General features: G+C 68.2%; 17 protein-coding genes. 7 read left to right on the top strand and 10 right to left on the bottom strand.

The features are described 5' to 3' along the window. The first annotated feature begins 135 nt into the window (after positions 1 to 135). Both MHN84_RS02435 and MHN84_RS02430 read left to right on the top strand, forming a co-directional pair. The gene (locus tag MHN84_RS02435; RefSeq protein ID WP_241203030.1) at positions 136 to 474 is read left to right on the top strand and encodes an RNA-binding protein; all 339 of its coding nucleotides are present in this window, start codon (positions 136 to 138) and stop codon (positions 472 to 474) included. Beyond that, positions 474 to 1,244 (top strand): SDR family NAD(P)-dependent oxidoreductase, encoded by a 771-nt coding sequence (locus tag MHN84_RS02430; protein WP_241203029.1) that lies wholly within the window; start codon positions 474 to 476, stop codon positions 1,242 to 1,244. Before MHN84_RS02435 ends, MHN84_RS02430 begins: the two co-directional genes overlap by 1 nt. Here MHN84_RS02430 and MHN84_RS02425 read toward each other — a convergent pair. Both MHN84_RS02425 and MHN84_RS02420 read right to left on the bottom strand, forming a co-directional pair. Continuing rightward, complete coding sequence (locus MHN84_RS02425) at positions 1,241 to 2,020, bottom strand: enoyl-CoA hydratase/isomerase family protein (protein WP_241203028.1); 780 nt, start codon at positions 2,018 to 2,020, stop codon at positions 1,241 to 1,243. The two genes, MHN84_RS02430 and MHN84_RS02425, sit on opposite strands and share 4 nt — an antisense overlap. A 9-nt stretch (positions 2,021 to 2,029) precedes the next feature. Then, a complete protein-coding gene (locus MHN84_RS02420; protein ID WP_241203027.1) occupies positions 2,030 to 2,719 on the bottom strand; it encodes a TetR family transcriptional regulator in 690 nt (229 codons plus the stop codon). A gap of 71 nt (positions 2,720 to 2,790) precedes the next feature. On the opposite strand from MHN84_RS02420, the gene MHN84_RS02415 reads away from it, so the two are divergent. Beyond that, positions 2,791 to 3,846, top strand: a complete 1,056-nt coding sequence (locus MHN84_RS02415) for a ferredoxin reductase (protein WP_241203026.1) — start codon at positions 2,791 to 2,793, stop codon at positions 3,844 to 3,846. Between the two features lie 43 nt (positions 3,847 to 3,889). Continuing rightward, positions 3,890 to 5,035 (top strand): acyl-CoA desaturase, encoded by a 1,146-nt coding sequence (locus MHN84_RS02410; protein WP_304654302.1) that lies wholly within the window; start codon positions 3,890 to 3,892, stop codon positions 5,033 to 5,035. Between the two features lie 58 nt (positions 5,036 to 5,093). Here MHN84_RS02410 and MHN84_RS02405 read toward each other — a convergent pair whose 3' ends face one another. The 3 genes from MHN84_RS02405 to MHN84_RS02395 form a co-directional block, all read right to left on the bottom strand. Beyond that, entirely contained in the window at positions 5,094 to 8,216 is a 3,123-nt protein-coding gene (locus MHN84_RS02405) for a cytochrome P450 (protein ID WP_241203025.1), read from the bottom strand. 70 nt (positions 8,217 to 8,286) lie between these two features. Beyond that, positions 8,287 to 9,039 (bottom strand): endonuclease VIII Nei2, encoded by a 753-nt coding sequence (gene nei2, locus MHN84_RS02400; RefSeq protein WP_241203024.1) that lies wholly within the window; start codon positions 9,037 to 9,039, stop codon positions 8,287 to 8,289. Further along, a complete protein-coding gene (locus MHN84_RS02395) occupies positions 9,039 to 13,568 on the bottom strand; it encodes an ATP-dependent helicase (protein WP_241203023.1) in 4,530 nt (1,509 codons plus the stop codon). The genes nei2 and MHN84_RS02395 overlap by 1 nt, the downstream gene beginning before the upstream one ends. Positions 13,569 to 13,656: 88 nt before the next feature. Between MHN84_RS02395 and MHN84_RS02390 the strand changes: the two genes are divergently transcribed. Further along, positions 13,657 to 15,855 (top strand): AAA family ATPase, encoded by a 2,199-nt coding sequence (locus MHN84_RS02390; RefSeq protein ID WP_241203022.1) that lies wholly within the window; start codon positions 13,657 to 13,659, stop codon positions 15,853 to 15,855. On the opposite strand, the gene MHN84_RS02385 is transcribed toward MHN84_RS02390, so the two are convergent. From MHN84_RS02385 to MHN84_RS02370, 4 genes are read right to left on the bottom strand one after another with little or no spacing between them, the layout of a single operon-like run. Further along, on the bottom strand, positions 15,852 to 16,253 hold the full coding sequence (locus MHN84_RS02385; protein ID WP_241203021.1) for a hypothetical protein: 402 nt from the start codon (positions 16,251 to 16,253) through the stop codon (positions 15,852 to 15,854). The genes MHN84_RS02390 and MHN84_RS02385 overlap by 4 nt on opposite strands. After that, on the bottom strand, positions 16,250 to 17,260 hold the full coding sequence (locus tag MHN84_RS02380) for a hypothetical protein (protein ID WP_241203020.1): 1,011 nt from the start codon (positions 17,258 to 17,260) through the stop codon (positions 16,250 to 16,252). The genes MHN84_RS02385 and MHN84_RS02380 overlap by 4 nt, the downstream gene beginning before the upstream one ends. Positions 17,261 to 17,263: 3 nt before the next feature. Beyond that, positions 17,264 to 18,592, bottom strand: a complete 1,329-nt coding sequence (locus MHN84_RS02375) for a peroxidase (protein ID WP_241203019.1) — start codon at positions 18,590 to 18,592, stop codon at positions 17,264 to 17,266. Beyond that, complete coding sequence (locus MHN84_RS02370; RefSeq protein ID WP_241203018.1) at positions 18,589 to 19,149, bottom strand: hypothetical protein; 561 nt, start codon at positions 19,147 to 19,149, stop codon at positions 18,589 to 18,591. The genes MHN84_RS02375 and MHN84_RS02370 overlap by 4 nt, the downstream gene beginning before the upstream one ends. Positions 19,150 to 19,740: 591 nt before the next feature. On the opposite strand from MHN84_RS02370, the gene MHN84_RS02360 reads away from it, so the two are divergent. Next, the gene (locus tag MHN84_RS02360) at positions 19,741 to 20,079 is read left to right on the top strand and encodes a hypothetical protein (protein ID WP_241203201.1); all 339 of its coding nucleotides are present in this window, start codon (positions 19,741 to 19,743) and stop codon (positions 20,077 to 20,079) included. A gap of 29 nt (positions 20,080 to 20,108) precedes the next feature. Next, positions 20,109 to 20,438, top strand: a complete 330-nt coding sequence (locus MHN84_RS02355) for a heme-binding protein (RefSeq protein WP_374238295.1) — start codon at positions 20,109 to 20,111, stop codon at positions 20,436 to 20,438. On the opposite strand, the gene MHN84_RS02350 is transcribed toward MHN84_RS02355, so the two are convergent. Then, complete coding sequence (locus tag MHN84_RS02350) at positions 20,435 to 21,778, bottom strand: cation:proton antiporter (protein WP_241203016.1); 1,344 nt, start codon at positions 21,776 to 21,778, stop codon at positions 20,435 to 20,437. The genes MHN84_RS02355 and MHN84_RS02350 overlap by 4 nt on opposite strands. Position 21,779 lies beyond the last annotated feature (1 nt).

The raw sequence follows: 21,779 nt of genomic DNA, 5'->3' as shown, positions 1-21,779 counted from the left end.
CGCGAACGTCCGATGCTGGCAAAGTCGGCCGCCGTCGGCTCGAGCGGTGTTGCGCGTGTTCGACCGCGCCGACGATCCAGGGCTGCCACAATCGACGCTGATCCGCGCCGTGACTGCGGACAGGGAGGAGTGCGTGTGCGCATCAGCTGGCTCGTGGCGACGGCCGTGACGGTCGGGGTGAGTCCCCTGCTGGTGCCATCACCGCCCGCGCAGGCGATCTGCGGCTCGATCGGAGGCCGGATCGTCGACGTCACCGGGTGTTCCGACCCGCTCTGGGAGCTCAACGGAGTGCTGACCCCGCCACCACCACCTCCGCCGCCCCCACCCCCTCCACCGCCACCGGGGGCGCCGCCACCGCCGCCGCCACCACCTCCGCCTCCGCCACCCCCACCCCCGCCGCCGGTGGCCTGGACGCCGGACGTCAGTGTCTGCGCCGATGTCGGCCGACGGATCAGCGTCGGCGGGTGCATCTAGTGGATCGACCCACCTTCGATCGACTCTTCGACATGTCGGGGCGGACCGTGATCGTGACCGGCGGCACCCGCGGCATCGGTCTGGCGCTGGCGCAGGGCTATGTGTTGGCGGGCGCGCGGGTGGTGGTGGCCAGCCGCAAGGCCGACGCGTGCGAGCATGCCGCGGCGGCGCTGCGCGAGCTCGGTGGCGAGGCGATCGGCGTGCCCACCCATCTCGGTGAGGTCGACGACCTCGGCGCACTCGTGGAGCGCACCGTCGCCGAGTTCGGTGGGGTGGACGTGGTGGTCAACAACGCCGCCAACGCGCTGGCCCAGCCGCTCGGTCAGATGACGCCCGATGGGCTCACGAAGTCCTTCGAGGTGAATCTGCGCGGGCCGGTGTTCCTCGTGCAGGCGGCGCTGCCCCATCTGAAGGCCAGCGAGCATGCCGCGGTGCTGAACATGGTGTCGGTGGGGGCGTTCATCTTCGCGCCGATGTTGGCGATCTACGCGTCGATGAAGGCCGCGCTGATGTCGTTCACGCGGTCCATGGCAGCGGAGCTGGCGCACGACGGGATCCGGGTCAACGCGCTGGCCCCCGGACCCGTCGACACCGACATGATGCGCAAGAACCCGCCCGAGGCGATCGACGGGATGGTCAGCGGCACGCTCATGCGTCGGTTGGCCTCCGCTGACGAAATGGTCGGCGCCGCACTGCTGTTGACCTCGGATGCGGGCAGCTTCATGACCGGACAGGTCATCATGGTCGACGGCGGCGGCACCCCGCGCTAGGTCTTGCGCAGCACCTTCGCCGCCGCCTCGCGCATCTCGCCGCTGGTGCTGGACAGTATCTGGCTGCGGTTCTCCAGGTGCAGCGCGGCCTCGAGGCTACCCGCGTCGAGGTTGGCCCACAGGACTTGCTTCGTCGATTCCACGCCGAATTTGCCGTAGCCGCAGAGTGTTTCGGCGATCGCAAGCGCCTCGGCAACGGCGTCGTCGGCCACTCGGGACGCCAGGCCGAGGCGCAGTGCTTCGTCGGCGGCGACGACGCGGGCGGTGAGGATCAGGTCGAAGGCCTGGCCCGCGCCCACGATGCGGGGCAGGGTGTAGCTCACGCCGATGTCGCACCCGCCGAGGCCCAGCTTGATGAACTGCGTGCAGAACCGCGCGGTGGGCGCGGCGACGCGAAGGTCGCACGAGGCCGCGATGCCCAGCCCGCCGCCGTAGGCGACGCCGTTGACGGCGGCGATCACGGGCTGCCGGAGCCGGTGGATCTTGGCGGTCAGATCGGCGATGCGCTCCTGCCACCGCATTCCGGAACGGGGGAACTCGAGGCCACCGCCGGTCCGCTCGGGTTCGGAGGTGCGTAGGTCCAGACCCGAGCAGAAACCGCGGCCCGCGCCGGTGAGCACCACGACCCGGCACGTGTTGTCCGATGCGACGTCGTCCAACGCTGCGTGCAGCGCTTCGACCAGGTCGTAGGACAGCGCATTGAGGGAATCGGGTCGGTTCAGGGTCAGGACGGTGATCTCGGGCTGCGGTCGTGTCACTTCCAGGACGGACGCCATGGCGTCACGTTAGCTGCTGCGCCATTCCGCCACCCCGATGGTGATCATGCGTAGCTGCTTGATCGCGATCCTGCGGATCTCGGCGACGGCCACCGGGTCGGTGGTGTCCTCCAGCGCCTCGGCGATCGAGATCATCGAGTTCACGAAGACGCTGGCCAGGATGTTGAGGTCTTCGCCGCTCCACGTGTTCAGCCCGGGGAAGCGGGCCAGGTCGATGGCCAGCTCGGAGGTGATCAGGCGGATCTCGGTCCGGATCGCGTACCGCAGCACCGTCACCCCGCTGGAGCGTTCCCGCCCGATGAACAGCCAGTGTTCGCGGCGGGCCTGCACGCCCTCGATGAGGATGTCCACCGAGGATTCGATGACCCTGTTGGGGTCGAGCTTGCCGGCGCGTCCGCCGCGCAGCATGTCGCGCAGTGTGCGGAAGGACTCGTCGATCAGCACGAGGCCGAGCGCTTCCATCGACTCGAAATGCCGGTAGAACGCGGCGGGCACGATCCCCGCCTCGCGGGTCACCTCGCGCAGGCTCAGCGCACTGAAGCTGCGCTCGGCCAGCAGGTGCAGGGCCGCATCGACGATCGCACGGCGGGTCGCTTCCTTGCGTTCCTCGCGGCTCTGCGTGTCGCGGCCTGCTCCCGACCGTGACCTGCTCGACCGTCCGGACCGGTCCGAGTGTGACCTGGGCGTACGACTGTTCACTGGCTGTGAAACCTACCACACGCTGCACCGATCTCTTGACTCGGGGTGCGTGAAGCGCGCACGGTATACACATGTTCACTCAAACTTTGACCACGCGGGCACGGCGGTCGAGGCTGCTGGACCTCCTGACCGGACCGCACGGCGTCGACCGGTACACCGAGCTGGTCGATCCGACGTGGACGCGCGGGGACGCCCGGGCACGGGTCGTCGCGGTGCGCCGCAGCACTCCCCGCAGCGTCACGCTGACGCTGGCGCCCAATCGCGCGTTCGCCGGCTTCCGGGCCGGGCAGCACATCAACCTGTCGGTCGAGATCGACGGACGCCGTCGCACGCGGCCCTACTCGCCGGCGGGCTCCGAGACCGACCGGCACATCGAGCTCACGGTCGGCCGCCACGACGGCGGCCTGGTGTCGAACCACCTCTACGAGCACGCGCGCCCCGGCATGGTCGTGTACCTCGACTCCGTGGCCGGCGACTTCGTTCTGCCCCAGACCCTGCCGGACCGGATGTTGTTCGTCTCCGGCGGCAGCGGCATCACGCCGGTGATGTCGATGCTGCGCACGCTGCGCGCACGTGGCCACCGAGGGGAGGTCGCGTTCGTCCACTACGCGCGATCGGCTCAGGAGGCGTGCTACCGCGACGAACTCGCCGAGATCGCGGCCACGATGCCGAACGTGACGGTGCGCCACGGCTTCACCCGTGACGCGGCCGGCTCGGACCTCTCCGGCCGGTTCGGCGCCGACCACCTGCCGTTCACCGACCCCGGGGCGGTGTTCGTCTGCGGCCCGACGCCTCTGGTCGACGCGGTCCGCGAGATGTTCCCCGACGCTCTCCACGAGAGCTTCGTGCCGCCGGTGTTCGACGGCGAATCCTCGGGCGGTCAGGTCACGTTCAGCGACAGCGGCATCGAGTTGACCGACGACGGCCGCCCACTGCTCAACCAGGCCGAGGACGCCGGCCTGACCCCGGAGAGCGGATGCCGGATGGGCATCTGCTTCTCCTGCACCCGGCGAAAGAACAGCGGCCTGGTGCGCAACGTCATCACCGGCGCGGTGTCATCGGCGGACGAGGAGGACGTGCAGATCTGCGTCTCCGCGCCGCTCGGCGACGTCGACATCGCGCTGTAGAAACCCGACCGAGTACGTCGATCTCCGCGAAAGGAACGAAGAGATGACCGAGACTTTGGACACGACTCAGACTTCTGACACCACAAGCACTTCCGAGAAGCCCCAGGCCAAGACGCTGTCGAAGACCGTCGGCGGCCGCACCATCACCATGACCCCCGAGCAGGCCGAAGCCTTCGGCCGCGAGCTCGACGCGTTGAAGGAAAGCGTGATCGCCGACCTCGGCGAGCGCGACGCCACCTACATCCGCAGGATGATCAAGGCGCAGCGAGGACTCGAAATCGGCGGACGTGCACTGCTTTTCGGTGGCATCTTCCCGCCGTTCTGGCTGGCCGGCACGGCGATGCTGGGATTGTCGAAGATCATCGACAACATGGAGATTGGCCACAACGTCATGCACGGCCAGTACGACTGGATGGGCGACCCGGCGATTTCCTCGCGCGGATTCGAGTGGGACACCGCCTGCCCGGCCGACCAGTGGCGCCATTCGCACAACTACATGCACCACACCTACACCAACATCGTCGGCATGGACCGCGACGTGGGCTACGGCATTCTGCGGATGAGCGCGGACCAGAAGTGGCACCCGTACTACCTGGGCAACCCGCTGTGGGCGTTCCTGCTGATGGTGCTGTTCCAGTACGGCGTCGCCCTGCACGAGATGGAAAGCGAGCGCATCGCCCGCGGCGAGATCACCGTCGCCGACAAGCGCGAGATCCTCGACGGCATCTGGCGCAAGACCAAGCAGCAGACCCTGAAGGACTATGTGGCATTCCCGCTGCTCGCCGGTCCGTTCGCGCCGTGGGTGTTCGCGGGCAACATGACCGCCAACCTGATGCGCAACGTGTGGGCCTACATGATCATCTTCTGTGGCCACTTCCCCGAGGACGTTCAGGAGTTCTCGATCGAGGAGACCAAGGCCGAGACGCGGGGTCAGTGGTACTTCCGGCAGGTGCTCGGTTCGGCGAACCTGACCGGCGGCAAGCTGTTCCACATCCTCAGCGGCAACCTCAGCTTCCAGATCGAGCACCACCTGTTCCCGGACATCCCGGCGTTCCGGCACGCGGAGATCGCGCCCAAGGTGCGCGACATCTGCGAGCGCTACGGCGTGCCCTACAACACGGGCCCGCTACCGCGGCAGTTCGCGACGGTGGTCCGCAAGATCGTCAAGCTCGCGATGCCCTGGAACTGAATCATGCGGAACGCGAAGGCCCCCGGCTCAGCCGGGGGCCTTCGGCATGTGCGGGGCGTCAGCCGGCCCAGACGTCCTCCACGTAGTGGTCCGAGGCCACCAGGCCGTCGAGCCAGGTGACCGCGGTGGCCTCATCGGCACCGGTGCGGGACCGGTAGATGTCCCGGAACGCGGCCCGCACCGCCGGCGCCATCCGGGCGCCGTCGCCGCAGACGAACACGTGCGTGTTCTTCGCCGGATCGCCCAGCAGCTCCCAGACGTCGTCGGCGTCGGCCGCGATCCGGTCTTGCACATAGCGCACACCGTCTTCCGGTGCCCTCGAGAAGGCCGGCCGCATCCGCACGATGCCCTCGCACTCGGCGTCCTCGAATTGCGACCGGAAGATGTAGTCGACGTCCGGGTCCCGCACCCCGAAGAAACACAGCGCCGGGGCGAACGGTTCCCCTGCCTGTTTGGCGGCGAGCCGGTCGCCCAGGAATCCGCAGAACGGGGCGACGCCGGTGCCCGCGCTGACGAGGATGACATTGCGTTGCGGGTCCGCGCCGGCGCGGAAAGCCTGGCGTGCCGGGTCGATACGTGCACGTACACACGTTCCGGGGGCCATCGCCGCGAGGTGGTTGGACGCCACACCCTTGAACGGTCCGTAGCCGGAGCGGGCGGGGGTGTCCAGCACGCTGACGATCAGCGCCACCTCGTGCGGCGACAGTTGTGACGACGAAGCGATCGAATAGTGCCGCGGGGTCATCGGCTCGAGGAGCTCCAGAAGCTGCGCGCCAGTCAGCGCGCAGGCCGGGAATCGGTGCAGCAGCTCCACCGGGCTCAGCCAGCACGGTTCGTCGGACTCGGCGAGCTGTTCGAGGGCGGCACGCTCGGGATCGCAGGGGTTCGTCCCGGCCAGCCGGCGCAACTGGCTCGTCGTCGCCGGCTTGCGCAATTCGACGAAGTGGGTCAGCAGTTCGCGGACGCTCACCTCGCGGTCCAGCGCGATCGATCGCCGTGAGGAGCGGCGCGGATTGACCGACAGCCGCAGCTCCGGGTCCAGGGACAGCATCTGGAGGACAGTGTCGACGACGTCCGGCGGATTGTCGGCCAGCACCGTCAGATGATCTCCGGTCGAGTACTCGACCCCCTCCGGAAGGGCCACCCGCACATAGTGTTTCTGCTGTCCCGGCACGGCGACGAGCTCGTCGTTGAGGGTGACCGTCATCGGCTGCACCGCGAACCGCTCATCGAGCGCACTGGTCACCGGTCCGGTGATGAGGCGCAGGTCGTAGAGCGGCTCGTCCGCCGCGGTCAGCGGCGTGGCGTCCGGATCGCCGAAGCGTTTCGACAGTGCCGCCCACAATGCATCCTCGAACTGCTCGACCGTCGCCGTCAGATCGCCGGAGGTGTCGGCGGCCGCCCGCGGCACCAGCGGTCGGCCGCCGAGAGCCGTCAGGCGCTCGTCGATCAGGATCGGGATGGCCTGATAGGTGTCGGCCCAGTTGTGGTCGCCGACGCCGAGCACGGCGAACAACGGATCCCCCTGCAACGCAACGGTGTCCGACTGCAGCCACGCGACGAAATCCCGCGCGTCGTCGGTGGGTTGCCCGTTGTAGGACGAGGCGACGATCACGACGGCGTCGGTGGCGGGCAGCCCGTCCGCGGCACTGTCGAGCGGTGCGACGGTGACGGTGCAGCCGAAATCGGTCGCGTCGTCGGCGAGCTGTTTGGCCAGGGCGCGGCACGTCCCGAGATTCGATCCGTGCAGGATCGCGACCGTCGTCCCGGTCTTGACGGGCAGGCGGGCCGAGGAGGACGACGTCGGAGACGACACGGCCGCTGCGACCGGTACCGCGGTCGTGCTGCTGCGTTCGTCGGGGGTCCGGCGCAACAGCTCGACGGTGAAGCCGACCGGCCGCCGGCTGAGCCCGTCCCAACGCAGTTCGTAGTGAGAGGAGTCGATCAGCCGGTAGCGGTGCACGACGCGCGCGACCAGAAGGGCCGCCTCGTGCAACGCGAATTGGCGGCCGATGCAGGACCGTTCTCCGGTGCCGAACGGTTTGAACAGCGCCGTCGAACGACGTTCTGCGACAGCGGGATCGAAGCGAGCCGGATCGAAGACCTCGGGATTGTCGCCCCACTGCGGCTGCCGGTGCAGTGCCCCTGTCAGAACGGTCACCGCTTCACCGGCCGTGACCGGGTAGCGGCCCGCGAGGACGGTGTCACGCAGGGCCATCCGATCGAACGTCAACACGGGCGGTGAGAGGCGCAACGTCTCACTGATCACCTGCCGCAGGAAGGTCAGCTTGCCGATTTCGTCGAACGTCGGCACGTGGTCGTCGTCGCTGCCGAACACCGCGTCGACCTCTGCGCGGACGCGGGCGAGAACCGCCGGGTGGTGGAGCAGGTTGTAGACGGTGTTCGGCATCAGTTCAGACGTCGTCAACTGCCCGGCGATCAGGAACGTCATGATCTGGTTGCGGATGTTGTCGACGTCGAGGTGCCCGTCGAGCATGACGTAGAGCAGGTCGCCGGCGCCGCCGGCCGAATGGTCGGCGATCAGCTCGTCGAACGAGGCGTGCAGCGAGGCGAGTTCGTCACGGAACGCCGGTGTCTCGCCATGGGTGAACACTTCGTGCAGTGCGTCGGTGAATGCCTGGGGGATCGGCGCGAGTCCGTCGTGGTCGAAGGAGTCGAACCGCGCCCCGAAACCGGCGAGTGCGACGGTGTCCATCGCGAGCTTCTGCAGATCGGCGGAGACGTCGACGGGTCGCACACCGGTGCTGGCGTCCCATCGCGCGATGAGCTGATCGTTGATGTCGAGCATCGCGTCGTGGTAGGCCCGCAGCCCGGCATAGCTGAAGCCCGGCAACAGGACGTCGTGGGCTGTGCGCCAGGTGGGTTCGCCGTGGAAGGCGGTGAACAGACCGTCGCCGGCGAGCGGTCGGACCCGCGCCAGCGACGCCGTCAGGTTCTTGGCGAACCTGCTCTCATCGCAGAGCTCCTCGACCAGCTCCAGCGAGCACGCGTATAGCTTGCGCGTCCCGCTCCAATCGCCGTAGAAGATCGGGCCGTGCATGTCGGCGAGGACGTCGACGGGCAGCGCGTAGGGCCGCCCCGCGAGGTGCTCGGCACCGGGCAGCTCGACGACCGGCACGTCGTCGAGGACTGGCGGTTCGGAGGGGGTGAACTCGGTCATGCCGCGCAGCTTAGGCCCGCGCAGCACGGTATCTGACGGGTCCGGTAATTTTGCCGGCGTCGCCCGGGGCTCAGCGCTGGCAGGTGGGGCACCAGTAGGTCACCCGGTCGCCGTCCTTGTCGGTCTCGATGCGGGTGCCGCACCGTCGGCACGGCAGCCCCGCCCGGCCGTACACCCAGACGTCCTGACCGGGCCGGGTGTTACCGGTCGTGGTGCGATTGAGGCGTAACCGGTTCTGCCACAACATCTGCTGTGCCCGGGTGGCCATTCGTAGCGGGTCGGCGAGTTCACCGACCGGCGTGGTGGGCCGCAACCCGAACACGAACGACAGCTCGTTGGCGAACACGTTGCCCACTCCGGCCATCACCCGCTGGTCGAGCAGCGTCTCGGCGACCGGACGCGCCGGATCCGACATCAGATTCGCCGCCGCCACCGTCGGTGCCCAGTCGTCGCCGAGCAGGTCCGGCCCCAGGTGCGCGACGGCATCCATGTCGTGTTCGCGCTCGAGCACCTCGAGCACGCCGAGGTCGATCCCGGAGGCCACCGAATCGGCGGTGCCCAGGACGATCCGGATCTTGTAGGCGGGCGCCTTGACCCGACCGATGATCCACGCGCCGTCCATCTTCAGATGCGAGTGGATGCTCGCCTGGCCCACCCGGATGAACAGATGCTTGCCGCGGCTGAGCACCTCATCGACGACCTGGCCGCTCAGATCCACTGCCGCATAACGCGGCACCCGTACATCGCAGCGCGTCAAGGTCTTGCCCTGCAACGCTGTGCGCAACTTGTCGGCGGTGCGGAAGACGGTGTCACCCTCGGGCATCAGCGCAACCGCAGCCCGCGGGGAGTCCTGGAGAACCCCGCCTGTGTCAGCGACTCGACGACCAGCGATTCCCGGCTCTCCAGTACCGGAACCCCGTCGATGCGTTCGACAAGCAGCGCCGGCACACGCTGCCGGGTCACCAGTTCGGCCAGGGCCGCGGCCGCGGCGTTGTGGACGCCGGCGTCGTCGGTGAAGCTGAGCAGTGACCTGCCTCCGCGCTCGACGAACCACACCAGCTCGCCGTCGACGAGCACCACCAGCGCGCCGGCTTTGCGGCCGGGCCGGTGGGCGCCCTCACCCTGGCTGGGCCAGGGCAGCGCCGCCCCGAAGGGGTTGGCCGGATCGGTCGCCGCCAACGCGACCGCGCGCAGACTCTGCTGCTTGTCGTCGATGCTGTCGGCATGGCTGCGCAACCGGTCGACGGTGCTCGCGGTCGCGAACTGCGCCCCGCCGAGCGATTCGACGAAGTACCCGCGCTGGCAGCGGCCGGCATCTTCCATTGCGCTGAGCACCTTGTACATCGACGCGAACCCGCCGGCGATGTTCTCCGCGGCCACCGCGCCTTTGGTCAGCACACCGTGGCGTGCCAGCAGTTGATCGGCTTGGTAGGAGGCCCGCAGCGTGGTGTCGAGCTCGGCGATGGGCAGTGCCGCCCACCGACCCGCCACGGTCGGGTCGGTGTCGCGGTGCGCGCCGAGCCCGGCGGAGCTGATGCTGTAGCGGCTCAGTCGTGGTGCACGGCGATGCCGGTGCGACGGTGCCGCCGATCGGCGGGCACCGGGGCCGCGGGACCCGGCCAGCAGCGCACGCACGGGTGCGAATGTGTCGCCGCCCACGTAACCCGCCCAGATCAGTTGCCACAGAGCTTCTTTGAGAGCCTCGGTGGTGACCCCGTCGACGGAGAGCTGACGGAAGAAGTAGGCGCCGCCACCACTGAGCGCGCCGAGAACGGCGTGGTGGGTGTCGGTGAGGTCGAGGTCCCCCGGCGGGGCCAGGGACAGCGGCGCGGTGTCGGCGGGATGAAAGGCCACCCAGCCGTCGGCGGACGAGATCGCGCCCGCGCCGGACCACAGGACCTCGCCGGAGGCCAGGAGTTCGTCGAGCATGCCGGGCTGATAGTCACGCACCCGCTGTCCGAAGATCAACGGCTCGACCGCTGATGCGGGCAGCGATACCCCGGCGAGCTGATCGATCACCGATGCCAGACCGTCGACCCCCGAGACGCGGTCGGTGCCCAGCTGCTGCCAGGCCGGCAGGAAACGTCCGAACGCCGCGGTGCTGACCGGCTCGATCTGGGCGCGCAGGGCGGCCAGCGAGCGGCGCCGCAGAATGCGCAGCACCTCGGTGTCGCACCACTGGTCGCCGGTGTCTGCGGGCACGTCGGTGAACTCGCCGCGCACGAGCTTGCCGTCGGCGGCCAGCCGACCCAGCACGTCGGCGGCCACCCGCACACCGAGGCCGAACCGCGTCGCCGCCTCCGCCGTCGTGAACGGCCCCCGGGTGCGGGCGAAGCGAGACATCAGTTCGCCCAGCGGGTCCAGCACGGGTTCGAGGAACGCGACGGGCACCCCCACCGGCACCGCCACACCGACGCCGTCGCGCAACCGCCCGATGTCCTCCACCGACGCCCACCAGGTGCGCCCCGCGTAGGACATCGTGACCAGCCGCTTGGCGCTCAACAGTCCTTCGAGCCAGCCGCCGACGTCGTCGACGGTGGCGCGTTCGGTGATCTCCTCGACCGTCAGCGGACCCAGCATCCGCAGCAGGTCGGCCACGCCTTCGGCGTCGCGGGCCAGCCGTTCATCGGTGAGGTGTTGGAGCTGGCGGGTGGTGCTGGCGATGACATCGGTGTCGAGCAGCTCCCGCAGTTCGACCCGGCCCAGCAGCTCGGCCAGCAGCGTCGGGTCCAACGCGAGTGCGGCGGCGCGGCGTTCGGCCAGCGGGCTGTCGCCTTCGTACATGAACGCACCGACGTAGCCGAACAGCAGCGAGGCCGCGAAGGGCGACGGCGTCGGCGTCTCGACCTCGAGCAGACGCACCCGACGCTGCGCGATGCGAGCCATCAGATCGGTGAGCATCGGCACGTCGTAGACGTCTTGCAGGCATTCGCGAACAGCTTCCAAGACGATGGGGAAGTCCGGGTAATTGCGCGCGACATCGAGCAGTTGGGCGGCACGCTGGCGCTGGTGCCACAGCGGTGAGCGCTTGCCGGGGTGTCGGCGCGGCAGCAGCAGAGCGCGTGCCGCACATTCGCGGAACCGGGAGGCGAACAGCGCCGACGAGCTGACCTCCGTGGTGACCAGCGGCTCGATCTCGTCGGGGTCGAACACGAAGATGTCGGCGCCCGGGGCGGTGTCGTCGGTGTCGGGCAGCCGGACGATGATGCCGTCGTCGGACGCGGTGGGCTTCTCGTCGATGCCGAACCGCTCGTAGAGCCGTTTGCCCACTGCCAGTGCCAAGGGGCCGTGTACCCGCAGGCCGTAGGGGGAGTGCAGGATGATTCGCCAGTCACCGAGCTCGTCGCGGAACCGTTCCACCACCAACGTGGTGTCCGACGGTACGGACGAGGTGGCGTTGCGTTGTTCGTCGATGAGCTGCCACAGGTTGTCGGTGGCGAAGGCATCGAAACCGACGTCGGCGCAGCGGTTCTCGAAGGCGGGGCGGTCGAGCCGGGCCAGCTCACCGTTGAAGGCGCCGATCGCGGCGCCGAGTTCGGCGGGCCGTCCGACACCGTCGCCGCGCCAGAACGGCAGCCGCGCCGGCTCGCCCGGAGCGGGGATCACCAGCACCCGGTCATGGGTGATCTCGGTGATGCGCCAGCTCGTCGCGCCCAGTGAGATGACGTCACCGGGCCGGGACTCGTAGACCATCTCCTCGTCGAGTTCGCCGACCCGCGAGGGCTTTTCGGAGTCGGCACTGGAGGCGAGTAACACTGTGAACAGCCCGCGGTCGGGGATGGCCCCGCCGGAGGTGACCGCGAGGCGTTGTGCGCCGGGCCGCGCTGTCAGCGTGCCGGAGTCCCGGTCGTAGACGATGCGAGGCCGTAGCTCGGCGAACTCCGTTGACGGATACTTACCCGAGAGCAGGTCGAGGGTGGCTTCGAACGCACTGCGCGGCAAGGTGGCGAACGGGGCGCTGCGCCGCACGGTGTCGAACCACGCCTCGACGTTGATCGGTTCCAGCGCGCAGGCCGCCACGGTGTGCTGGGCGAGCACGTCGAGCGGATTGGCCGGCACGCGCATCGTCTCGATCTGCCCGCCGAGCATGCGTTGCACGCTGACCGCACAGCCGATCAGGTCGGTGCGGTGCTTGGGGAACAGGACTCCTTGGCTGATCTCGCCGACCTGGTGGCCCGCACGGCCGATGCGTTGCAGCCCGCTCGCGACCGACGGCGGAGTCTCGACCTGGATCACCAGGTCTACGGCACCCATGTCGATACCCAGCTCGAGGCTGGACGTCGCGACCACGGCCTTGAGCCGGCCGCTCTTGAGGGCGTCCTCGACGTCGGCGCGGGCTTCCTTGCTGACCGAGCCGTGGTGCGCCCGCGCGAGCAGTGGTTCGGCGCCGAAGCTCTGCCCGCTGCCCATCAGGTGGGCCGGGGCGCCGCCGGCCACGCCGGGATTGGGGCCGCCCAACTCGATGCCCAGGCGTTCTGCATGGATCTCGTTGAGCCGCGCGGTGAGACGCTCGGCCAACCGGCGCGAGTTGGTGAACACGATCGAGCTGTTGTGCGCCTCGACCAGGTCGACGATGCGTTCTTCGACGTCGGGCCAGATCGAGTTGTTCTCGAGGTTCGCCATGTCGGGCACCGGAACCTGCACGGTGAGATCGAACGTCTTGGCCGCGGGCGGCGCCACGATGGTCGTCGGTGCGGCACCGGACAGGAACCGGGCCACCTCCTCGGGCGGGCGGACCGTCGCCGAGAGCCCGATCCTCTGCGCAGGCCGCTCGAGCATCGCGTCCAGCCGCTCCAGCGACACCGCCAGATGCGCGCCGCGTTTGGTGCCGGCGACCGCGTGCACCTCGTCGACGATCACCGTCTGCACCCCGGCGAGTGTCTCCCGCGCCGCGGAGGTCAGCATCAGGAACAGGGACTCCGGCGTGGTGATCAGGATGTCCGGCGGCTTGGTGATGAGCTCACGACGCTTCGCCGCCGTGGTGTCGCCGGAGCGGACGCCGACGCTGATCTTCGGCGGCTCCTGACCGCCGCGCTCGGCGATCCGCGAGATCCCGGTCAGTGGGGTGCGCAGGTTGCGTTCGACGTCGACGGCCAGCGCTTTGAGGGGGGACACGTACAGCACCCGCGTGGTGGGCTCGCTCGACGGCGACCGCGCCAGGCCGTCGATGGCCCAGAGGAACGCCGCGAGTGTCTTACCGGATCCTGTCGGCGCGATGACCAGGGTGTTGTCCCCGTCGGCGATGGCGTTCCATGCCTGTGCCTGCGCGGCCGTCGGCTCGACGAACGTGCCGGTGAACCACTCGCGCGTCAGCGCGCTGAAGCGCTGAAGCGGCTCCGACGTCAAAGGCATGACTCCATGGTGCCAACGACCACCGACAACAGCGGCAGGTGAGGTCAAACGGGCCCATCGGCGCAGGTGAGGGGCTTACGATACGGGCGTGGTTGCAGGGGGCTGGCGAGCTTTCGTGCCGGTGGCCACGATCGGCCGGCCGCGCATCGCTGCGAGTGCGGTGCCTCGCGTTGGCCTGGTCGAACGATTGACCGGGGCTCTCGACGCGCGCGTGGTCACCGTGACGGCTCCCGCCGGCTACGGCAAGACGACAGCCGTGGCGCTGTGGGACGAGGCCGATGCCCGGCCGTTCGCGTGGACTCGGCTCGACTACCTCGACAACGATCCCGCTCACCTTCTGCTGCATGTCGCCACCGCCGTCGCTGCGGTGTCCCGACTCGACGACGCCGTCGTCGACTACCTTCGCGGCCCCGGCCGTGAGCCGCTCGCCCAGCTGCTGCCCTCTCTCATCGCCGCACTCGAGGCGGCAGGTCCGCTCGTCATCGTGTTCGACGACGCTCATCACCTCGATGCAACGGAGGCGGTCGTCGTGCTCCGTGCATTGATCGACAGGGTCCCGCGGTCGACGGTCATCGCCGTGGTGGGCCGCCGCCCCGTGCCGATGGATCTGGCCCGCCGCCGCCTTGCCGAAGACGTCGTGGATGTCGACGCCCGCGAGCTGCGAATGGCCGACGACGAAGCGGCTGCTGCGATCGCCTCGGTGGGGGTCGTGTGCGACCGCGCGACGACCACGCGGATCACCCGGCTCTGCGAGGGCTGGGCCGCAGGAATCGTGTTGACCAGTATGGCCTTCCGCGACGGCGCCCCGATCGACGCGACGGCGGGCAGGAACGGACTGATCGGACAGTACCTCGTCGAAGAAATGCTCGACCGCCTGGACGGGACGATCGCCGACTTCGTCGTCGAGTCGTCGGTCCTGGACCGCTTCAGCGCAGCACAACTCGACGAAGTCCTCGATCGCACCGATTCGGAGCTGTTGCTCGACGACCTGTCAGCGTCGGCGAACGGGTTCCTCGTCGCCCTTGATCACCATCGTCAGTGGTACCGCTATCACCGACTGGTCGCCGACGTGCTTCGAAACCGTCTGCGCTCGCACGACCCGGATCGGTTGCGCATGTTGGCTTCTCGCGCCTCGGCGCTCTTCGAGCGTGACGGTGACATCGATGGTGCGCTGGTGCACGCGGTGATCGCCGAGGACAGGGCCCGGTCGGCGGCCCTGGTGGGCCGCGACGCCGTCCGGCTCGGTTTCGACGGTCGCGCAGGCGTACTCGCGCGTCGGCTGGGGATGCTCGACACCGCCACGTTCGCCGAATATCCCGACGCGGCGCTCGCTCGGGCGTGGCTGGGGGTGACGACCGGCGACGCCGAGATGATCGGGCGCTCTCTGCTCGATGCTCAGGCGGCCGACCGTGGCTCGCCGTTGTCGGACGGCACGCCGTCGGTGAAAGTTGCCGTCGCACTGATCGGTTCGTTGTTGGGTGTGGGCGGGGTACGCGACGTGATTCGGCAGGCGGACATCGTGCGCGATGCGGGGGACCAGCTGGTCAACCCGTGGTGGGGTGCCGCCACGGTCATGATGGGTGCGGCGGAGTCGATGCTGGGCCATGTCGCGCGAGCCCGGATGTTACTCGAGGCCGCGCTTCCTGCTACGGAGAACGTTCCGGGATTCCAGGCTGCCGCGCTGGCCCACCTTGCGCTGCTGCATCTGACTGCCGGCGATGACGACACGGCCATCGCGCGCAGCGAAGCCGCGCGACTGCTGGCCGACAAGTACGACCTGTGCGATGTGGTGCCGATGGTGGTCGTTTATGCGACGAGTGCAGTGATGTCCGCCCGGGTCGGGAACGAGGCGGCAGCGCGGGTGTCGGTGGCGATCACCGAGAGGTTGCTCGACCGCCTCGGGGAGATGGCCGCGCGCACAGCCTTGCTCGGGCACGGGTTACTGGCATGGACGGCGGCGGTTGTGCAGGACTCCGCGATGCTCACCCGCCACCTCAGCGCGGCCGAGCATGCCGGGCGCCGTGAGCCAGACGCCACCGCGCTCTTGCAGAGGATCGATCGGGTGCGCGCGTTGGCCTGTGGTGGGCACAGTCCGCTGACGGCCGCGGAGTTGCGGTTGCTGCCTTACCTGTCCACTCATCTCACCTTGCAGCAGATCGCCGACACGCTGGTGATAGGTCGCGAAACCGCAAAGTCGCAGGCGACCGCGATCTACCGCAAGCTGGGTGTGTCGTCACGTGCAGGCGCCGTCGCAGAATCGAAAAGGCTGGGCTACACGACGGTCTAACCGCCCTTGGCCCAGCTCCATGCGGTCAGTCGCCATACGCCGTCGAAGTCTCGCAGGGCGACGGTGAACGTCGCACCCTGCTGGACGTGTCGTTGACCACCGAGCGTGAACGCCATCGCGGCCGGAAGCACGACATAGGCATCATGGTCTTTGACGTCCACGTGTCGCGGTGTGCCCAGCGTGATGTGGTAGTCGCCGGTGCCGAGGTGATCCGCCTCGACAAGCACCGCGGCCCACCATTCTTCGCTGGCTGTTGGTCCCTGCCACACGTGCGGGGCCATCCCGTCGAGAATCTGCATCATCTCTGCACATTGTGCCGCCATCGCTGCGGGGTCGGCCCGGTTCACGGCGTCGACGTAGCGACGCACCGCGGTCATCGGATCGTCTCCTGCCCTCATGACATCGTCACCAGGTTGCGCCACAGTGTCCGCAGGCTCTCGGTGCCGCCGAACAGGGTGGTGAAGTGGGTGGAGTCGATCAGCAGGATGTCCCCTGCTCGCTCACCTGTGGGCGGCATCCAGATCACACAGTTGAATTCAGTGTTGCCCGCGGCGGTGAAGGGGTGCGGCCGGTGCGGATCGACACGTTGCCGCGCCAGCACTCGCAGGCTCGCACTCTCGGGTGCGGTGAGTTCGTAGTGGGGAAGGTGCTGGTGGAAGCTCAACGTCGGAACGTCGGTGAGGAAGCCGCGCTGGTCGAGATCGGAAAACGTTGTCAGAGGCGCGATGTCGCGTGTCCCGTCGATGACAGCAGGCCGCAATCCCCAGGTGTTGTGCACGGGTACGTCGAGTGCCCGCATCAACGACCGGGTGTACTGACTGAATCGCTGCTGCCGAGGGACCAGCCGGTCGCCATGGTGTTCGTACTCCATCTGGCGTTGGGCGAGGTCGTCGGTGAATCCGACGTCGTGATGCGGCGCGAGCAGCAGACACGTCCCCTCGCGCTGCAGCCAGGCCTGCAGGCTTTGCACCTCAGCGTCGCTGGCCTGATGTCCTGACGTCAGATGGTCCAGCCCGAACACCATCAGGGTGTCGGTGTCGGCGAGGATCCGTTCGTCGATGGGCTGCGCGTAGCCGGCTTGATCGACACGCTGGAACACCGCGGCCGGATGGCCGGTCAGCTCCGCGGTGAGGTCTTGGAACGTCAGCGTGGAGCGATGGAACAACTCCAGGGTGCCTGCGATGCCCTGCAGGAAGTTGGCGGCCTCGAACTCCGGACTCTCGTAGGCGGGGTACACGACGTTCCGGACCTCGGTCATCGTGGAGAAGCGATTGGACATCGCCGCGGGGTCGCGCTGTGCCTCCCAGGGGTAACTCCAGGTCCAGTAGATGCTCACCCGACGCCTGCCGTCGGGTGCTCGGCGCACATGGTCCTGGTTGTAGGTTCGGGCGGCTCGTGCGGTCATGCTCTACGTGCCTTTCCCCGGATCGGCCAGATAGCGGAGCGCACGCAGCCCAGGGAGGAAGAAATAGGCGCCTCCGCGCAGCGTCGTGAACGCTGGAATTCCTCTGTGTACCTTGCGGATCGGACGCCTCGGCACCGTGAAGTCCAGGGTACCGTCCTGTGTTCCACAAATCGGGTCATGCTCGTTGCCCAGTTCGTGAAAAGTCTTGTCGTTGATCCACACGTTCTGCGCGAACTCGAATTGGCGGACGAGGCTGGCGCAGATGATGAACGCGGCGATTCCGCGGTCGACACCGTCCTCGGGCGCACCGTCGGGCAGCGCTGGACCGTAGGTGGCGCCTCGGCGGATCATTCTGCGGCGATTCATGTTCGGTGCGGTATCCCGCGGGTTGAGTCGTCGGGCGTGGGAACCCAGCGGACATGCGTATCCGAACGGGTCCATCTCCTTGTACGTGAAGTCGTTGTTGCGCATGGGGTCGGCGCCGAGTCCGGGATCGTCTGCGGTCGGGGCGAGAACCAACGGCGCACCGCTGCGCCAGCGGCCCATGAACTTCGCTGCCAGCAGCTCCTGCTCGTCGGGGCTTCCGGCATTGTCGGCGAGGTATGCGCGAAACGCCCCGACATGCTCCTGGAGTCTCCGGTAGGCCATGAAGCTGCCGTTGCGGGAAAGGACATCGGGTCGAGGCAGATTCGCCGGTGGTCCGTACTCGTCGGGGTATCCGAGGATGAATTCCCCGGCTTCGAGGGCAGCGCCCGACCCCGGGGTGGGCTCTTCTCCGGTTCCTTTGATGGCGGGCTGGGACAGCCGGTCGCGGAACCCGAAGTGATCGTGGGCGTAGTTGAACGGGGGGTGGGCGTTCAGATCGAGATGGGACAGGCTGCGGACACCGGGGCATCGTGCCAAAAACGCGTCATGTTCACCCACACACCGCCTGTGCTCGTCGTCGTCACGTGCGAAGAGGATCGCGATGGCATGGAGGTCATCGCCGGCCAGACCGCCGATCCAGTGCTCCGGAGCGTTGGCACCCGTGTCGCCGAGGATGTCGGCCCGGGCGGCCATGCCCTCCCGGAACTCGTCGGGGAAACTCGCCAAAGCCTCGGGCGGTACACCCAACGCGCGCAGGCCGTTCCACGTGAACGCCAGCGTGATCCACCGCTTGGAGGCATCCATCGTCTCGGCGACGTCGGCGGCCGACTGTGCGCGCTGTGCCATCTCGGCCAGCCAGGTGCGCCCCGCTTCGGGAGTGTCGAACGTGAGGAACTCGTACCTCCCGGTCATCGCGGGGGTGCGGGTCAGCAGGATGTGCTGGATGTCGTCGAGTTCGAGGGTCACTGCATCTGGTCGAGCATGTCGGAGAACGCCGCCTTGAGCTTCAGCGCCTTCTTGATCTCATCCGCCGTGACGTAGGGGTATTCGCCGTACTCCAGGAAGCTCGGGCACTGGTGTGCGCGAACGAACTCGATGAAGGCCTGCGGGTTGGTCTTCCAGTCCTCCGGGAAGCCTTCGAGGTTCGTGAAGACGGTAGTGATGCCGGTCTCGCTGAACAGTCGAACGGCGTCTTCGGTGTACTTGTCGAAGTCGGTATCGAAGATCCCCTGATACTGGAAGTGCAGACCTGAGCCGACGTCGAACAGCACCCACCGCAGATAGTGCAGCTTCAGCGGCGCCAGAACGTCCGGGCTGCCCTTGATCGCGTCTTCGATCTGCTTGCCATAGGCGCGGACAGCCTCCTCTCGGCCCTCCTTGACCTTGGCGATGATCGAGAAGCCGTAACACGCGGGCGTTCGGGGATAGGTGGGGCCATAGCGTCCCCGCTCCAGTTCGAAGTAGCCCTCCGGCGGGATGGCCATGGCCGCCGGCCGCTGCCAGGCGTCGTCGTGGATGCCCATGGGAAGCCTTTCGTGCGACTGGCCGCGGGGAGGCCCGGGGTCAACGACTCTCCGGCGCAAGGGTTGCCGGTTCACGCCGACCCCGGGCGATCGCAGCGTACCTCCGCTGGGCGCGGTTGCTCACGGGATTGCGAGACGGCGGTCGATTTCCCCCAGTGTGGGGGATGTCCGCCCGGCGGGGGCGCTCCTAGTCTCTGTCCACCAGGACTTCGTCGTCACTTGGCCATGCGCTCACCGAGAAAGTGGGGCAGCGATGAGAACCGCGAAAGTGATTGCCACATCGACGCTTCTGTTGACCTCTTTGGTCACGGTGCCGGCAGTCACCGCGCCCTCTGCCGCTGCCGGATGTGTCAAGAGCAGCGGAATCACGGTCTGCGATCAGAACGGCGGATCGGACAACGGGCCCGTCGTGCCCTACCCGTGCGAGTTCGACTGGTATTGCTACGACGGATCAGAATGGGATCTCGGCTTGGACGTCTCGCCGCCGCCTCCACCTCGGCCCAACAACGACCTTCCACGTCCAGATCGCGGTCGACCGGGCACGCCCGGGAACCGACCCGGTGGTGGCGGCGGCGGGGGTGGCCGCCGATGATGCGCGCAATGGGCGTGGTGGCGGCCGGCGTCTTCGTCGTCGCTCTCGTGGAGTCGGCACCGCCCGCGGTAGCCGACTGCACCAGCGCGGGCGGCACGACCATCTGCTCCCAAGGCGACGTTCGTGGCGCGAACACAGGTGACGGACCCAGCGGATCGTCAGGCCCGTACATCCCCTATCCCTGTGAGTACGACTGGTATTGCAACGACGGCGTCACCTGGGACATCAACATGGACTGGGACCCCGGTATCGGCATCGGTGCGCCGGGACGCCCAGGCAACCGGCCGGGGGGCGGCGGTGGCCGGCCCGGTGGCGGTGGACGAGGCGGACGACGATGACGAAACCCCGAGCAACCGAGGAGAAGACAGTGGCCATCTCATTCAGCATGGCGCGGAGGATGATCGCGGGCGCGCTCGGGGCGGGCGCCGTCCTGGTCTGCGCGGCTTCACCGGCGCAGGCCCAACCCAACTGCACCGCAGCAGATCTCGCCGGCATCATGGCGGGAGTGACGGCGTCGACGTCGGCGTATCTGTTCACTCATCCGCAAGTGAACGACTTCTTCACCTCGCTGAAGGACGTGCCCAAGGACCAGCGGCAGTCGGCGCTGGCGGACTACGCGTCCGCCAACCCGCAAGTGCAGGCGGAATTGCAGGGCATCCGCCAACCCGCGGTCGACTTCCGTAATCGCTGCGGCTAAGTGCGGGTCACTACGGCGTCGACCGGCTCCACCCCGTTGGGCCCGAACCGGTTCCCGGTGCGTTCCAGCCGCCGCGCGAAGACGCGCTGCAGCGGCGTCGCGACGAACGTCGTGATGATCGTCATCACCGCCAGGATCGTGTAGAGCTTGCCCGTGATCAGCCCGGCTTCCAGACCGATGTTGAGCAGGATCAGCTCCATGAGCCCGCGGGCGTTGGCCAGTGCCCCCATCGAGCCGGCCTCGTACCAGCTCATGCCCTGCCAACGCGCGGCCAGCCCGATGGCGCCGAACTTCGCCGCGAACGACACGACCAGCACGACACCCGCCATCAGCAGCGTGGAACTGTCCAGGATCAGGCTCAGCTGAGTGTTCAGCCCCGAATAGATGAAGAATCCCGGCAGCAGCAGGTAGGCGGTCAGCGGCTCGAAACGATCGCGAATCCTGTCGAGGAATTCTCCGCGCGGCATCATCAATCCGGCCACGAATGCGCCGAAGACCGAATAGATCCCGACCAGATCGGTGAACCAGCTCGCGGTCAGCAGCACCAGCAGGACGATGCTCAGCTTTGCGATCGGCAGGCCGCCGGTGCTCTCGGAGTCGCGGCGGGGCGTCCACGTCTGAAGCCGCGCCAGCAGGGGGCGCCCGGCGTAGATCATGAACACCAGGTAGACCAGGCCGCCACCGACGGCGATGACGGCGCCGAGCACGCTGCCCTTCGCGGTGGCGACCACCGTCGCCAGCAGAACCCACGAGCAGGCGTCGTCGACCGCGGCGCAGGACAGCGACATGGTGCCCAGCCGGGTGTTCAGCAGCCCGGAGTCGTAGACGATCCACGCCAGCATCGGGAACGCCGTGATGGCCACGGCCGCGGCGACGAACAACCCGCCCTGCCAGTGCGCGACCTTGCCGGTGAAGTAGCCGCCGGAATCGACCATCCACCAGCCCAGTAGGCCGCCCAGGACGAGCGGAACGACGATCCCGGCGGACGACGTGGCACCCGCCTGCCGGGTGTGGGCGCCGAGGATGTCGAGCTTGAAGGACGAGCCCACCAGGAACATGTAGAGCACGAGGCCTAGCTGGCCGACGACGTAGATCGCGATCAGATTGGGGTGCGTGATGGTTTCGGTCCCGATGGTCAGCGTCGTCGGGAACAGCCAGTGCTGCGCCTGCGGCCAGATCGCGCCCAGCACGGAGGGTCCGAGCAGGAACCCAGCGACCATGATCGCGACCACCTGCACCTGGCCCAGACGCCGCAGCAGCGGCCACAGCAGCCGATAGGTCGCCAGGATCACCACGATCTGCAGGAAGAACTGGTAGGTGATCGTCAGCAGCGGCGGCATG

The sequence above is a fragment of the Mycobacterium sp. PSTR-4-N genome, from assembly GCF_022348085.1.
GTDB lineage: Bacteria > Actinomycetota > Actinomycetes > Mycobacteriales > Mycobacteriaceae > Mycobacterium.
The sequence above is the reverse complement of the archived record's forward strand: the minus strand, read 5'-3'. Positions and strand labels throughout refer to the sequence as shown.